We start from the raw sequence: 14,063 nt of genomic DNA on the forward strand, positions 1-14,063 counted from the left end.
TGCGACCGGAGGGATTCATGAGACGCGGGTCGAACCTGCCGGCGGTGGGCACGTACAACCAGACGCTGGTGCTCGACCTCATCCGCCGAGCGCCGGAGGGCATCAGCCGTACCGAGCTCGCCGAGCGGACGGGACTGTCGGCGCAGACGCTCAGCAACGTCGCGCGTCGGCTCGTGGGCGAGGGGTGGATCGTCGAGGGCACCCCGGTCGCCGCAGGGCCCGGCAAGCCGCGCACGCCGCTGCAGCTGCGCCCCGCCGCCCGCTGCGCGGTCGGCATCCATCTCGACCCCGCCGTCGACACGTTCGTCGTGGTCGATCTGACCGGCGCCGTCATCGCCCACAGCGAGCGCACTCCGCCTCAGATGGGCACCGCCGCCGACCTCGTCGCCGATCTGGCCGACGCCGTCGAGGAGCTGCTGACCGCCGCCGGCGTCCCGCGCGAGCGCGTCCTGGGCATCGGCGTGGCCGCGCCCGGCCCCTTCGACGCCGAGCGCGGAGCACTGTTCGAGCCGCCCCTGCTGGCACCGGCGTGGCATCACGCCCCTCTGCGCGAGCACCTGTTCGCGGCCACCGGGCTCCCCACGACGGTGGAGAAGGACGTCGTGGCCGCAATGGTGGGGGAGCTGTGGATGGATGCCGACCAGGAGCTCGACGACGCGATCTTCGTGTACTACGGCGCCGGGGTCGGAATGGGGCTCGCGATGGGTGGCACGCCGCTGCGGGGCCGCACCGGCAACGCCGGCGACGTCGCCCACCTCGGCGTCGAGCGCGATGGCCCGCTGTGCGAGTGCGGGCACCGCGGGTGCCTGGGCGCAGCGATCGCGCCGGAGCGGCTCCTCGTCGACGGAGGGGTTCTGCGGGCGGGTGCGGCGCCGACCGCTCCGGAGCTGCGGGCCCACGTCGACGTGCTGACGCGCCGTGCACGGGGCGGGGACGCGCGCGCCGCGGCCGCCGTCGAGCGGGTCGGGGAGAACCTCGCGCGTGCCGTCGTCCAGATCAACAATCTCCTCGACGCCGACGTCGTGGTGGTCGGGGGACCGTTGTGGAGCCGGTTGGCCGAGGCGGCGCGCCCCGTGCTGGAGCGCGCGGTGGCCGCCAGCCGCGCCACCGCGACGGTGCGCGGCATCCGGCTGCTCGACAGCGCGCTCGGAACCGACGTCGCCGCGGTGGGCGCCGCGTGTCTCGTGCTCGATTCCGCGCTTACGGCGCGCCCGGCCGACCTGATGATCTCCTCGGGCTGACCCGCGGTCCGGTTCGGCGCACTCTTGCCCATTTACTCCAGTTGGTTTAGAAAAGAGGGGCGCACCCCGGGCGCACTGCGGAACGAGCAAAGGAGCTTCGACCATGAAGAGATCGACGACGACTCTCGCCCTCGCCGGCCTCACCGCCACGGCACTGGCGCTGAGCGGATGCGGCGGAGGTGCCGAGTCGGAGGCGTCCGATGGAACCATCCGCGTCGCCTACCAGAAGACCAAATCGTTCACCGCGATGGACGAACTCATGAAGAAGGTCAAAGAGCAGTACGAGGAGGAGTTCCCCGATCGCTCGGTCGAGCTCATGCCGATCGAGGCCGAGCAGGATCAGTACTTCACCAAGCTCGCGCTGATGAACGGATCCGCCGACACCGCGCCCGACGTGATCTACGAAGACACCTTCCAGATCCGCTCCGACGCCGCGGCCGGCTACCTGCAGCCGATCGACGAGTTCGTCGCCGAGTGGGACGAGTGGGAGCAGTACGACGAGGGCGCCCGCCAGGCGGGACTCGGCGATGACGGCAAGATCTATGGGGTGCCGCTGGGCACCGACACGCGCGGCCTGTACTTCAACAAGGAGATCTTCGCCGACGCCGGCCTTCCCGAGGACTGGGCTCCGACGAGCTGGGACGACGTGCTGGACGCCGCGCGTGCGGTGCAGGAGAGCAATGCCGACGTCATCCCGTTGAACGTCTACGCCGCGCAGGCGCTGGGGGAGGCGACCTCCATGCAGGGCTTCGAGATGCTGCTGTACGGCACCGGGGACGAGCTCATGGACACCGAGTCGAACAAGTGGGTGACCGGATCACAGGGCTTCCTCGACGCGCTGGAGTTCTACCAGACCGTCGCCGAGGAGAAGCTCGGCCCCGACCCTGCGCTGGCCCTGGACGCCGGCTGGGGGACGAAGGTCAGCACCGAGCTGCTCCCGCAGGGCGGCATCGCGATCGCGCTGGACGGCTCGTGGCTGCCGAGCAACTGGATCAACGGCGAGAACGAATGGCCGGAGTGGGAGGAGACGCTCGGGTTCGCCGCGATGCCCACGCAGGATGGCGGGGGCGACGGCTTCACCTCGATGTCGGGCGGATGGACGCTCTCGATGGGCGCCAACGCCTCCGACCCGCAGGCGGCCTTCGATTTCATGGCACAGGCCCTGACCTTCGACAACGCGCTGACCTACCACCAGGAGGCCGGCCAGATCGCCGTGCGCACCGACGTCGCCGAAAGCCAGGAGTACCTCGACTTCAACCCGTCGTTCGAGTTCTTCTCCTCGCTGGTCCCGTACACGAACTTCCGCCCCGCGACGCCGGACTACTCGCAGATCTCCTCGAACATCCCGGTCGCCACCGAGGGCGTGTACACCGGGCAGACCACGCCCGAGGACGCGCAGACCGCGTACGACCAGGCTCTCGTGGGCATCGTCGGCGAAGAGAACACGCAGGCGGGCTGAACCCGCGATGACCGCCACCGCCACCCTCACGACCGGTGGTCGGCACCGTCCGGGCCGGGGGACACCCTCCCGGCCCGGACGGCCCGGACGCACCGCCGCTCGCCTGCTGCCACTCCTGCCCGCGACGCTGCTGCTGCTCGCGTTCATGCTGGGCCCCATCGTCTACTCGCTCTACGGATCCCTCACCGACCGGGCGATGACGGGGCCGCGCGCCGCCGACCCGCAGTTCATCGGCTTCGCCAACTACACCGAGCTGTTCGCATCCCCGGACTTCTGGCTCTCGCTCGGGCTCACGGTGGTGTTCGTCCTCGCCTCGGCCGTGATCGGCCAGAACGTGCTCGGGATGCTGCTGGCCGTGCTCCTGCGCAGCGCGGTCAAGCCGCTGCGGTCCCTGGTGGGAGGGCTCGTCGTGCTCGCGTGGGTGCTGCCGGAGATCGTGGCGGCCTTCGCCCTGTACGCCTTCTTCCAGACCGACGGCACGCTCAACGCGTTCCTCGGCTGGTTCGGGCTGGAGGGCACGAGCTGGCTGTATTACTTCCCGATGCTGTCGGTCATCCTCGCGAACATCTGGCGCGGCACCGCCTTCTCGATGATGGTCTACAACGCCGCGCTGTCCGAAGTGCCGCCCGAGCTGATCGAGGCGGCCACGATCGACGGTGCCGGCGCGTGGCAGCGTTTCACGCGCGTGACCCTTCCCGTGATCAACCGGTCGATCTCCACCAACCTGCTCCTCACGACCCTGCAGACCCTCGGCGTGTTCACCCTCATCTGGGTGATGACCGGCGGCGGGCCGGGCACCCAGTCCTCGACACTGCCGGTGCTCGCCTTCCAGGAGGCGTTCAAGTTCGCACAGGTCGGCTACGGCACGGCCATCGCCACCGTCACGCTGCTGATCGGCGCCGTGTTCTCGGCCATCTACATCAGGATCCTCAAGCCGGAGGTGGTGTGATGGCGACCTCCACCGCGGCAGTGTCCGTCTCCGCGCCGCGCCGGCGCCCGCAGACCGTGCTGTCCTCGATTCTCCTCGCCGTGATCGGCGTGCTGTTCCTCGTGCCGCTGCTGTGGATTGTCTTCGCCTCCTTCGACGGCGACGCGCAGGTCACGATGAAGCTGCCGGGGACGTGGACGCTGGAGAACTACACGCAGGTGATGACGTGGGAACTGACGTGGCAGCCCCTGCTGAACTCCGTCGTGATCTCCCTCGGCACCGCGGTCATCACGGTGGTGGCCGGTGTGCTCGCGGCCTACCCGCTTTCGCGGTACTCGATGCGGTTCCAGCAGACGTTCATGTACGGGATCCTCTTCGGCACGGGCCTGCCCATCACCGCGATGATGGTGCCGGTCTACGCGCTGTTCGTGTCGTTCGGACTGCTCGACTCGGTGTGGGGCGTCGTCGTCTTCATGGCCGCCACATCGCTCCCGATGGCGATCTGGATGCTGAAGAACTTCATGGACTCCGTGCCCATCTCCCTGGAGGAGGCCGCGTGGGTCGATGGCGCCGGGTCGATGCAGGCGCTCGGCCGCATCGTCATCCCGCTCATGCGGCAAGGTATCGGCGTGGTGTTCATCTTCGTGTTCACCATGGCGTGGGGGAACTTCTTCGTTCCCTTCGTGCTGCTGTTCACGTCGTCGAACCTCCCCGCTGCCGTATCGATCTTCAACTTCTTCGGGCAGTACGGCTCGGTCGCTTACGGGCAGCTCGCCGCGTACTCGGTGCTCTACGCCGCACCGATGGTCCTCCTCTACGTCCTGGTCCAGAAGCTCTCCGGCGGGGCCTTCGCCCTCGCCGGCTCCGTCAAGGGCTGACCGCCTCCTCTCCCCACTGCTCCACCGGAAGGCACGACATGCACGACCGCTCCACCCTGGCCGCACTCCGCGTCGACCGGTTCATCCGCGAACGGCTCCTGCCCGCCGTGCACCGCGACGCGCACCCTCTCGAGGTGACGTGCTGGGAGGCACCCGGTGAGCCGGTGACCTTCGCGGAGGCGGCTGCGGGCGAGTACCGGCCGATCTCCGCGGGGGAGGCGTGGGGTCGCCCGTGGGGCACGACCTGGTTCCGCGTGACGGGCGCGGTGCCCGACCGCTGGCGCGGGGCGGACGGTGCGCTGCCGGCCGGGACACGAGCCGAACTGGTGGCCGACCTCGGCTTCACGATCGGCCAGCCGGGCTTCCAGTGCGAGGCGATGGTGTGGTCTCCCGACGGCCGGCCGGTGCGCGGGATCGCCCCGCTGAACAACGCCGTCATCGAGGCCGTCGGCGCCGACGGCGCCGTCGACGTCTACATCGAAGGGGCGTCCAACCCCGATGTCGGGAGCCTGTTCACCTTCGCGCCGACACCCGTGGGGGATCCGCTCACCGCGGGCACGGATCCGGTCTACCGCCTCCGTCATGTCGACGTGCGACTGCGCGACCTGGAGGTGGCCGGCCTGCTGGCCGACACCGTGGCCCTGCACGGTCTCGCGGCGCAGCTGGATCCGGCCTCGCCGCGCCAGGCCGACATCGTCGCGGCGCTCGAGCGGATGATCGACGCCGTGGATCCGCACGACGTCGCGGGCACGGCGACCGCCGGTCGTGCCGTGCTCGCGCCGGCGCTCGCCCGCCCCGCGGCCGCCAGTGCGCACACGCTGCACGCGGTCGGTCACGCCCACATCGACTCCGCGTGGCTGTGGCCGGTGCGCGAGACCGTCCGCAAGGTGGCCCGCACGTTCTCCAACGTGCTGTCGCTCATGGACGAAGACCCGGGGGTGGTCTTCGCGGCGTCGTCGGCGCAGCAGTACGCGTGGATGAAGGAGTACTACCCCGACCTGTTCGAGCGCATCCGCGCGCGGGTGGCGGAGGGTCGGTTCGTCCCCGTGGGGGGCATGTGGGTGGAATCGGACACGAACATGCCCGGCGGGGAGGCCTTGGCGCGGCAGTTCGTCGCAGGGAAGGGCTTCTTCCTGCGCGAGTTCGGCATCGACACGCGGGAGGTGTGGCTGCCGGACTCGTTCGGCTACACCGGCGCGATGCCGCAGGTGGCAGCCGCCGCCGGCGCGCGGTGGTTCCTCACGCAGAAGATCTCGTGGAACGAGACCAACCGCTTCCCCCACCACACGTTCCAGTGGGAGGGGATCGACGGCACGCGACTGTTCACCCACTTCCCGCCGGTGGACACGTACAACTCCACCGTGTCCGCCGCCGAGCTCGCCTACGCCGAGCGGAACTACGCCGACAAGGGACGCGGCACCGTGTCGCTCCTGCCCTACGGCTACGGCGACGGCGGGGGCGGCCCGACGCGGGAGATGGCCGCGGCCGTCGCCCGTGCGCAGTCGCTGGAGGGCTCGCCCCGCGTCGTGCACTCGTCCCCGCGTCGGTTCTTCGAGACGGCCGAGGCAGAATACCCCGACCCCGAGGTGTGGGTGGGCGAGCTCTACCTGGAGTTCCACCGCGGCACGTATACGAGCCAGCTCCGCACGAAGCAGGGCAACCGGCGCAGCGAGCACCTCCTGCGCGAAGCGGAGCTGTGGGCGACGGCCGCGACCGTCCACACAGGCGCGGAGTATCCGGCCGAGCGCCTGTCGCGCGCGTGGGAGACGGTGCTGCTGCAGCAGTTCCACGACATCCTGCCCGGGTCCTCCATTGCGTGGGTCCACCGCGACGCCGAGCGCAACTACGTCCACGTCGCGCGCGAGCTCGAGGACATCATCGACGCGAGCCTGCGCCGCCTGGCCGGGGACGGCGCGCACACCCTCACCGCCAACGCGGCGCCGCATGCCCGTCGTGGTGTGCCTGCCCTGTCGGCTGCTCCCCGCACGGCCACCGCCGGCACGGTCCCGCGTGCCGAGGCCGCCGGGTGGGTGCTCGACAACGGCGTCGTCCGCGTCGTGATCGACCGGCGCGGGCTGGTGACCTCAGCGGTCGATCTCGCCACCGGGCGCGAATGCATCCCGCCGGATGCCGCGGGTGGACTGCTGCAGCTGCATCGCGACACCCCGACGCAGTGGGATGCGTGGGACGTCGACGTGCACTACCGCGCGACCGTGATGGAGCTGACCGATGCCGACCGCGTCGTGGCGGTGGAGGACGCGGTCGTGGTGGAACGGTCTTTCGGCGACTCGCGCATCGTGCAGCGGATCTCGCTGGAGGCCGGCTCGCGCACGGTGGAGTTCGCCTTCGAGCTGGACTGGCACGAGACGCAGAAGCTCCTGAAGCTCGCCTTCCCGATCGACGTGCACACCGACCGGGCGACCTCGGAGATCCAGTTCGGCCACATCGACCGCGCCACCCACACGAACACCTCGTGGGACACGGCCCGTTTCGAGACCGTGGCGCACCGATGGGTGCGCGTCGCCGAACCCGATTTCGGCGTCGCCGTCGTGAACGACTCCACCTACGGCCATGACATCACGCGCGCTCCGCGCTCCACCGGCGGCGGCACGGTCTCCATCGTGCGGCTGTCGCTCATCCGCGCGGCGCTGTTCCCCGATCCCACGCAGGATCAGGGGGCGCACGCGCTGCGGGTCGGTCTGGTCATCGGCGCCGAGGTCGCCGATGCCGTCGCGGAGGGCTACCGGATGAACCTGCCCGAGCGGGTCGTGACCGGAGCCGCCGCGACGGACATCCCGCCGCTCGTGTCCGTGTCCGCCCCCGGCGTCGTCGTGGAAGCGGTCAAACTGGCCGAGGACGGCAGCGGCGACGTCGTCGTCCGTCTGTACGAAGCGCTCGGACGCCGCACGACGGCCAGCCTGTCGACGGGGTTCGCCGCAACCGCCGTGACGGAGACCGACCTGCTCGAGCGCGAGTCCACGGCATCCGCGGTCGTGGACGTGCAGATGGGCGAACGGCCGGAGGCGACGCTGCAGCTGCGGCCGTTCCAGCTCGTCACGCTGCGCTTCGCCCGCTGACCCCGGCTCAGGCGAGTGCTTCGACGATCGGCCGGAACTTCACGCGCGTTTCCAGCAGCTCCGTCTCCGGGTCGCTGCCCGCGACGATGCCCGCTCCGGCATAGGCGGTGAGGGGCAGGGCGCCGTTGGCGTCGGGCAGATCGAACTGGGCGCAGCGCAGCGCGATGGCCCACTCCCCGTCCCCGGATGCGTCGATCCATCCGACCGCCCCGGCGTACCGGCCCCGGTCGAAGGGTTCGAGCCGGCGGATCATCGCCATCGCGGCGGGGGTCGGGGTTCCCGCGACCGCTGCCGTGGGATGCAGTGCCGCGACGAGGTCGAGGGAGGACGATCCGTCGTCCAGCTCCCCCTCCACATCGGTGGCGAGGTGCCACACGTTCGGCAGGCGCAGCGTGAACGGCTGCTCGGCCGCGGCGAGGGCGCTCGTGTGCGGGCGCAGTGCGTCCAACACGCTCTGCACGGCGAAGCGGTGCTCGTCCTGGTCCTTCCCGCTGTCGGAGAGGAACAGGGATGCCGCGGTGTCGGCATCCGCGTCGGCGCCGCGGGCGATCGTCCCGGCGAGGACGCGCGCGGTGACGGTGCCGTGCGAGGCGGTCACCAGGGTCTCGGGGCTCGCCCCGATCAGGCCGTCGACGGCGAACACCCAGCAGTCCGGGTAACCCGACAGCAGGGCGCGGACGAGGCGGCGAAGGTCGGCTCCGGAGGGCGCGGTGCCCACGACGTCGCGGGCCAGGACGACCTTCTCGACGTCGTGGCGGGCGATCGCCGCCAGCGCCGCGCGCACCGCGTCCTGGTACCCCTGTGCGCTCATGCGCCCGGGGCCGAGCGTCGCCGACCAGTGCGGCCCGTACGGCGTCGCGGGCGGGAGCGCGGTGGCGTCCTCGGCGGGAACGGGGTCGTCGACGCGGACGTGCGTGACCCACGTGCGCCCGCCGCGCCGCCCCACGAGCGTCGCCGGCACGGTCAGCACGCTCGCGTGAGCGGAGCTGGGGTCGAACGCGAAGGAGCCGAACGCGACCAGGCCCGTTCCCGGGATCCCCACGGCGTCGTCGATGTCGGCGGCTGCCGCGACCGCGCGCCAGCGGACGGCCAGTTCGGCCGCCGGAGTCAGGGCGCCCGCCGCCGCCTCCAGTCGCAGAGCGACGCCGAAACCGGCCAGCGCATCGCCGCGGCGACTCCAGAAGAGCGGGTCGGTGGCGGCGGAATGCGCGAGGACGTCGTCCACCGTCGCGATCTCGCGCGTGACGACGCGCAGCCGCGGGATCGGAGGCGAGGCGGGCGAAGGCACGACTCCCAGCCTAGTTCGCGCCCGGTCAGCGATCCTGGGGGAAGGGCCCGGGGTGGGCGCCGCATCCCTAGACTGCGATCGTGATCCCTCGTCCTGCCCCCGGCACCCGCGTGATGTTCCGCTGGCGCAAGTGGGACGGCGGTGTGCACTGGGAGCACGAGTGCGTGTACCTGGGTCGCGATGACCACGGCGACTGGGTGGGGCAGCAGGCCGGATGGCGCAGCGTGCGCCCCGGCCGCGATGTGCGGGCACGACAGCCCAATGTCACCCTGATCCCGCCGAGCGGGGAGTGGACGTTCACCTCCAACGCCGCCCCGCACCCCACGCGCGTCTACATCGACCTCGCGTGGGACGTGGGCTGGGAGGGCGACGAGCCCACCGGCATCGACATGGACCTCGATGTGGTCGAGGAGGCCGGCCGCGGCATCTGGATCGACGACCGCGACGAGTGGGACGAGCACCGCGTGCAGTACGGCTACCCGCTCGACATCGTCGAGCGCCTGGAGTCGGTCGCCCTGGACCTCGAGCTGCAGGTGCGGCGGCGGCGGGCCCCCTTCGACGACGCCACGATCGGCCGCTGGCTCGACGCGCTCGCCTCCTTCCCCGGCTGACTCGCACCGTCCCGGGCGGGGTGCGTGCACGGTGGGGCGGCGCATCCGCCCGGCCTAGACTCGACACGTGACCACTCCCGAGCCGAATCGCGCCGACCTCGGCAAGGACCCGGCACGCGTCAGCGGCATGTTCGACCAGGTCGCGCCCGCCTACGACCGCACCAACACCGTCCTCAGCCTCGGCAACGACCGGTTCTGGCGCGTCGCCACCACCCGCGCGGTGGCCCCGCGCCCGGGGCAGCGGATCCTCGATCTGGCGGCCGGGACCGGCGCCAGTTCGGTGTCGCTGGCCCGCAGCGGCGCCGAGGTCATCGCCGCCGACTTCTCGCCCGGGATGATCGCGGAGGGCCGGCGCCGCCACGGCGGCATCCCGAACCTGTCGTTCGTCCAGGCCGACGCGACCGACCTCCCCTTCGGCGATGCCGAGTTCGACGCGGTGACGATGTCGTTCGGACTGCGCAACGTTCACGACCCGCGTGCGGCGCTGCGCGAACTGCGCCGCGTCACCAAGCCCGGTGGCCGCATCGTGATCTGCGAGTTCTCCCACCCGCCCGCACGTGCTTTCGCCGAGCTGTACCGCTTCTACAACGGCCGCATCCTGCCGCTCGTGGCCAAGGCGGTCAGCTCCAACGCCGAGGCGTACGACTACCTGAACGAGTCGATCCGCTCGTGGCCCGACCAGCGCACGCTGTCGAGGTGGCTGCGGGAAGCGGGCTGGACGGATGTCGCCTACCGGAACCTGTCGTTCGGGATCGTGGCGCTGCACCGGGGCATCGCTCCGGGAACAGAGGCCTCCAGCCTGGCGGGGTAGGGTGGGACGGTGACCCCCAGACCTTCCGCTGCGGGCTCGCAGATGGCGGGCAAACTGGGCCTCGCCGACCGCATTTTCGCCGGCGTCCGTTCCCGCAAGCTCCTCGCCACGGTCGAGGCCGGACTCGAGCGCGTCGAGCAGAGCCTCGCCGGCGAACTGCGCGTCACCGATTCCCTCGCTGATGCGACCAGCCGTTACCTCTACGAGGCCGGCGGCAAGCGCGTGCGTCCGATGCTGGCGATCCTCACCGCGCAGCTGGGGGACGGCGTGACCGATGCCGTCGTGCAGGGCGCGACCGCACTGGAGATGACCCACCTGGGCTCGCTGTACCACGACGACGTGATGGACGGCGCGGACGTCCGCCGCGGGGTCCCCAGCGCGCAGACGGTGTGGGGAAACAACATCGCGATCCTCACGGGCGACCTGCTGTTCTCCCGCGCGAGCGGGATCATGGCGCGGCACGGCGATCGCGCCATCCGGCTGCAGTCCGACACCTTCGAGCGGCTCGTCCTCGGGCAGATGCACGAGACGGTGGGCCCGCAGGCCGACGACGATCCGGTCGCCTTCTATCTGCAGGTGCTCTCGGACAAGACCGGATCGCTCATCGCCGCCGCCGCCGAGGCGGGTGTCGTCTTCGCGCGCGGCCCCGAGGAGTACGAAGAGCCCGTGCGCGTCTTCGGCGAGAAGGCCGGAGTCGCGTTCCAGCTGCTGGACGACGTGCTGGACCTCTCCGACGACCCCGACGAGACGGGGAAGGTGCCCGGCACCGACCTGCGCGCGGGTGTGCCGACGATGCCCTACCTGCTGCTCGGGCAGCGTCAGGATGCGGCATCCCGCGACCTGCACGCGCGCATCGACGACGGCGTGGCGCGCATCGCCGACGGCGCCGACCCGGGGATCCTCGACGGCGCGCTCGCCGAGCTGCGCGATCACGAGGCGACCCGTGCGACCCTCGATCTGGCCCACTCCTGGTCGGCCGAAGCGATCGCGGCGCTGGGCCCGGTGCCCGACGGCCCCGTGCGCGAGGCGCTCACGCGCTTCGCGCAGGCTGTCGCCGACCGCTCCAGCTGACCTTCGAACGCGCGCAGCGACCGGTCTCCGGAAAACCCGAAAGGATCTTCATGACCAAGCTCAGGCTGGCCATCGTCGGCGCCGGACCCGCCGGCATCTACGCGGCCGACATCCTGCTCAAGGCCGAGCGCAAGTTCGATGTGTCGATCGATCTGTTCGAGCAGCTGCCCGCGCCCTACGGGCTCGTCCGCTACGGCGTCGCCCCCGACCACCCGCGCATCAAGGGCATCATCACCGCCCTGCGGGAAGTGCTCGACCGCGGCGACATCCGCCTGTTCGGCAACGTCCGCTACGGCCAGGACATCACGCTCGAAGACCTCAAGCGCCACTATCACGCGGTCATCTTCGCCACCGGCGCGGTCCGCGACACGAGCCTCGACATCCCCGGCATCGACGCGGAGGGCTCGTACGGCGCGGCCGATTTCGTCAGCTGGTTCGACGGTCACCCCGACGTGCCGCGTACGTGGCCGCTGGACGCCGCCTCGGTCGCCGTCATCGGCAACGGCAACGTCGCCCTCGACGTCTCTCGCATGCTCGCCAAGCATGCCGATGACCTGCTGCCCACCGAGATCCCGGACAACGTGTACGAGGGCCTGAAGGCCTCACCCGTCACCGACGTGCACGTGTTCGGACGCCGCGGCCCCGCGCAGGTGAAGTTCACCCCGCTCGAACTGCGCGAGCTCGGCGAGCTCCACGACGTCGACATGGTCGTGTACGACGAGGACTTCGACTACGACGAGGCCTCCAAGGCGGCCATCGCCAGCAACAAGCAGGTCATGGTGATCGATCGCGTGCTGCAGGCCTGGCGCAAGCGTCCGAGCGTGAACAACGCCGGCGGCGAGGCGTCCCGCCGCCTGCACCTGCACTTCTGGGCCAAGCCCGTCGAGGTCAAGACGGATGAGGCCGGCCACGTGTCGGGGTTCGTCTACGAGCGCACGCGCCCCGACGGCGAGGGCGGCGTGGTCGGCACCGGCGAACTGCGCGAGATCCCCATTCAGGCGCTCTACCGCGCGGTGGGCTATTTCGGCTCCCCGCTCCCGGGTGTGCCCTTCGACAAGCGGCACGGCGTCATCCCCAACCGCGAGGGCCAGGTGCTGCACAAGGACTCCAACGAGCCGGTGCCGGGCGTGTACGCCACCGGGTGGATCAAGCGGGGACCGGTCGGGCTCATCGGGCACACCAAATCGGACGCGATGGAGACCGTGCGTCATCTCATCAACGACCAGGGTTCGTGGTGGCAGCCCGAGGACGCGTCGGAGGGGGCGATCCCCGCGCTGCTGGAGTCGCGCGGGGTCCAGTGGACCGACCTCGAGGGATGGCACCGTCTCGACGAGCACGAAGTGGCCCTCGGCCTCCCGCACGAGCGCGCCCGCATCAAGGTCGTCCCTCGCGACGAGATGGTCTCGATCTCTCGCGGCGAGTGACCCACCACCGCCAGCTCGAGGGCACCCCTGCCCGGGCGGGGGCGCGGCCCTGGGGGAGCGGATCGGTCCGCCCGTAGGGTGGGAGGATGAGTGGCCAGTGGCGCGCCGACATCCTCGGGCCGGGGTTCGAGCAGCTGACGCTCCCGCTCGGCGACGAGGACGGCGAGGAGATCGTCGCGACCCTGGTGCGGAGCATCCCCTCTGTCCTGCTGCGGACGGTGGGTCCGCTGCGGGATGTGGACGTGCTGTACGTGCACGGCTGGTCGGACTACTTCTTCCAGACCGAGGTCGCGGAGTTCTGGACCGAACGCGGTGCCCGCTTCTTCGCGCTCGACCTGCGCCGGTACGGCCGGAGCCTGCGGCCGGGGCAGCGCCCCGGCGACGTGCGCTCCCTCGAGGACTACGACCTCGACATCGCCGCCGCCCTCGCGGCGATGGAGGTGGACGCGCGTGGCCCCCGTAGGCTCGTGCTGCTGGGACACTCCACGGGCGGACTCACCCTCACGCTGTGGGCAGCCCGGCACCGCGGCCGCGCGGCCGCTCTCGTGCTGAACAGCCCGTGGCTCGAGCTCCAGCTGGGCCCGATTGGGCGTCAGGCCCTGACACCGCTCATCAACGCCCGCGCGCGCATCGATCCGCTCGGGGCGCAGCCGGTCCTCGACCTCGGGTTCTATACGCGTGCGCAGCGCGAGATCGGTGTGCTCCCGGCGGGCGTCGGACCGTGGCGGCCCGAGCAGGGGTTCCCGACGCATCCGCGCTGGCTGGCCGCCGTCGTGGCGGGGCATGGCCGGATCGCGGACGGGGTGGATGTCGGATGTCCCGCGCTCGTGCTGCTCTCGGCGCGCTCGACGCCGCCGATCCGGTGGAGCGATGACATGACCTCGACCGATTCGGTGCTCTTCGTCGACGACATCGCCCGCGCGGCGACGCGCATAGGCGAGCTCGTCACCATCGCGCGCATCGAGGGTGCGATCCACGACGTGTTCCGCTCCCGCCCCGAGCCGCGGGCGGCAGCGTTCGCGACCCTGGACCGGTGGATGCGCTGGCTCCGCTGACGGCGGGGTGTCAACCCCCGTCCGGGGTGGGACGCACCCGTGCTGGAGTGATGGCATGGACATCGACCGCGAGAAGCCGCCGATCGAACCCACCACCGAGCCCGACACGACGTCCGCCGGCGAGCCCAGTGGCACCGGCGAGAGCATCGACGCCGAGGATCGCCCGGCCCTGCAGGAAGACGACGGGGTCGACGGCACGCCCGCGTGACCCGCGGATGAG

Annotated in this window: 12 protein-coding genes; 11 read left to right on the plus strand and 1 reads right to left on the minus strand. The window is 71.1% G+C overall.

From position 1 onward, the window contains the following. The first annotated feature begins 17 nt into the window (after positions 1-17). The 5 genes from E4V99_RS09975 to E4V99_RS09995 all read left to right on the plus strand — a co-directional run bounded on the left by E4V99_RS09975 (position 18) and on the right by E4V99_RS09995 (position 7,583). The gene (locus E4V99_RS09975) at positions 18-1,241 is read left to right on the plus strand and encodes an ROK family transcriptional regulator (RefSeq protein ID WP_135068723.1); all 1,224 of its coding nucleotides are present in this window, start codon (positions 18-20) and stop codon (positions 1,239-1,241) included. Positions 1,242-1,344: 103 nt separating this feature from the next. Beyond that, on the plus strand, positions 1,345-2,700 hold the full coding sequence (locus E4V99_RS09980) for an extracellular solute-binding protein (protein WP_135117115.1): 1,356 nt from the start codon (positions 1,345-1,347) through the stop codon (positions 2,698-2,700). Between the two features lie 7 nt (positions 2,701-2,707). Next, complete coding sequence (locus E4V99_RS09985) at positions 2,708-3,649, plus strand: sugar ABC transporter permease (protein ID WP_135117116.1); 942 nt, start codon at positions 2,708-2,710, stop codon at positions 3,647-3,649. Next, a complete protein-coding gene (locus E4V99_RS09990; RefSeq protein WP_135068717.1) occupies positions 3,649-4,506 on the plus strand; it encodes a carbohydrate ABC transporter permease in 858 nt (285 codons plus the stop codon). Before E4V99_RS09985 ends, E4V99_RS09990 begins: the two co-directional genes overlap by 1 nt. A 38-nt stretch (positions 4,507-4,544) precedes the next feature. After that, positions 4,545-7,583 carry a glycoside hydrolase family 38 C-terminal domain-containing protein gene (locus E4V99_RS09995; RefSeq protein ID WP_135117117.1) on the plus strand — a complete coding sequence of 1,013 codons (3,039 nt, stop codon included), beginning with the start codon at positions 4,545-4,547 and terminating at the stop codon, positions 7,581-7,583. A 7-nt stretch (positions 7,584-7,590) separates the two neighbouring features. Here E4V99_RS09995 and E4V99_RS10000 read toward each other — a convergent pair whose 3' ends face one another. After that, the gene (locus tag E4V99_RS10000) at positions 7,591-8,871 is read right to left on the minus strand and encodes an isochorismate synthase (RefSeq protein WP_245233154.1); all 1,281 of its coding nucleotides are present in this window, start codon (positions 8,869-8,871) and stop codon (positions 7,591-7,593) included. Between the two features lie 80 nt (positions 8,872-8,951). Between E4V99_RS10000 and E4V99_RS10005 the strand changes: the two genes are divergently transcribed. From E4V99_RS10005 to E4V99_RS18450, 6 genes are all read left to right on the plus strand, one after another. Then, positions 8,952-9,482: a DUF402 domain-containing protein gene (locus E4V99_RS10005; RefSeq protein ID WP_135068713.1), complete on the plus strand. Its 531-nt coding sequence runs from the start codon at positions 8,952-8,954 to the stop codon at positions 9,480-9,482. A 67-nt stretch (positions 9,483-9,549) separates the two neighbouring features. Continuing rightward, a complete protein-coding gene (locus tag E4V99_RS10010; protein ID WP_135068711.1) occupies positions 9,550-10,293 on the plus strand; it encodes a demethylmenaquinone methyltransferase in 744 nt (247 codons plus the stop codon). Positions 10,294-10,302: 9 nt separating this feature from the next. After that, positions 10,303-11,364, plus strand: a complete 1,062-nt coding sequence (locus tag E4V99_RS10015) for a polyprenyl synthetase family protein (RefSeq protein ID WP_245233155.1) — start codon at positions 10,303-10,305, stop codon at positions 11,362-11,364. Between the two features lie 50 nt (positions 11,365-11,414). Continuing rightward, the gene (locus E4V99_RS10020; protein ID WP_135068709.1) at positions 11,415-12,788 is read left to right on the plus strand and encodes an FAD-dependent oxidoreductase; all 1,374 of its coding nucleotides are present in this window, start codon (positions 11,415-11,417) and stop codon (positions 12,786-12,788) included. A gap of 86 nt (positions 12,789-12,874) precedes the next feature. Then, complete coding sequence (locus E4V99_RS10025) at positions 12,875-13,843, plus strand: alpha/beta hydrolase (RefSeq protein ID WP_135117118.1); 969 nt, start codon at positions 12,875-12,877, stop codon at positions 13,841-13,843. Positions 13,844-13,898: 55 nt separating this feature from the next. Continuing rightward, the gene (locus E4V99_RS18450) at positions 13,899-14,051 is read left to right on the plus strand and encodes a hypothetical protein (protein WP_167747805.1); all 153 of its coding nucleotides are present in this window, start codon (positions 13,899-13,901) and stop codon (positions 14,049-14,051) included. Positions 14,052-14,063 lie beyond the last annotated feature (12 nt).

Origin of the sequence: Microbacterium sp. dk485, assembly GCF_004570445.1 — a bacterium.
Taxonomy (GTDB): domain Bacteria; phylum Actinomycetota; class Actinomycetes; order Actinomycetales; family Microbacteriaceae; genus Microbacterium; species Microbacterium wangchenii.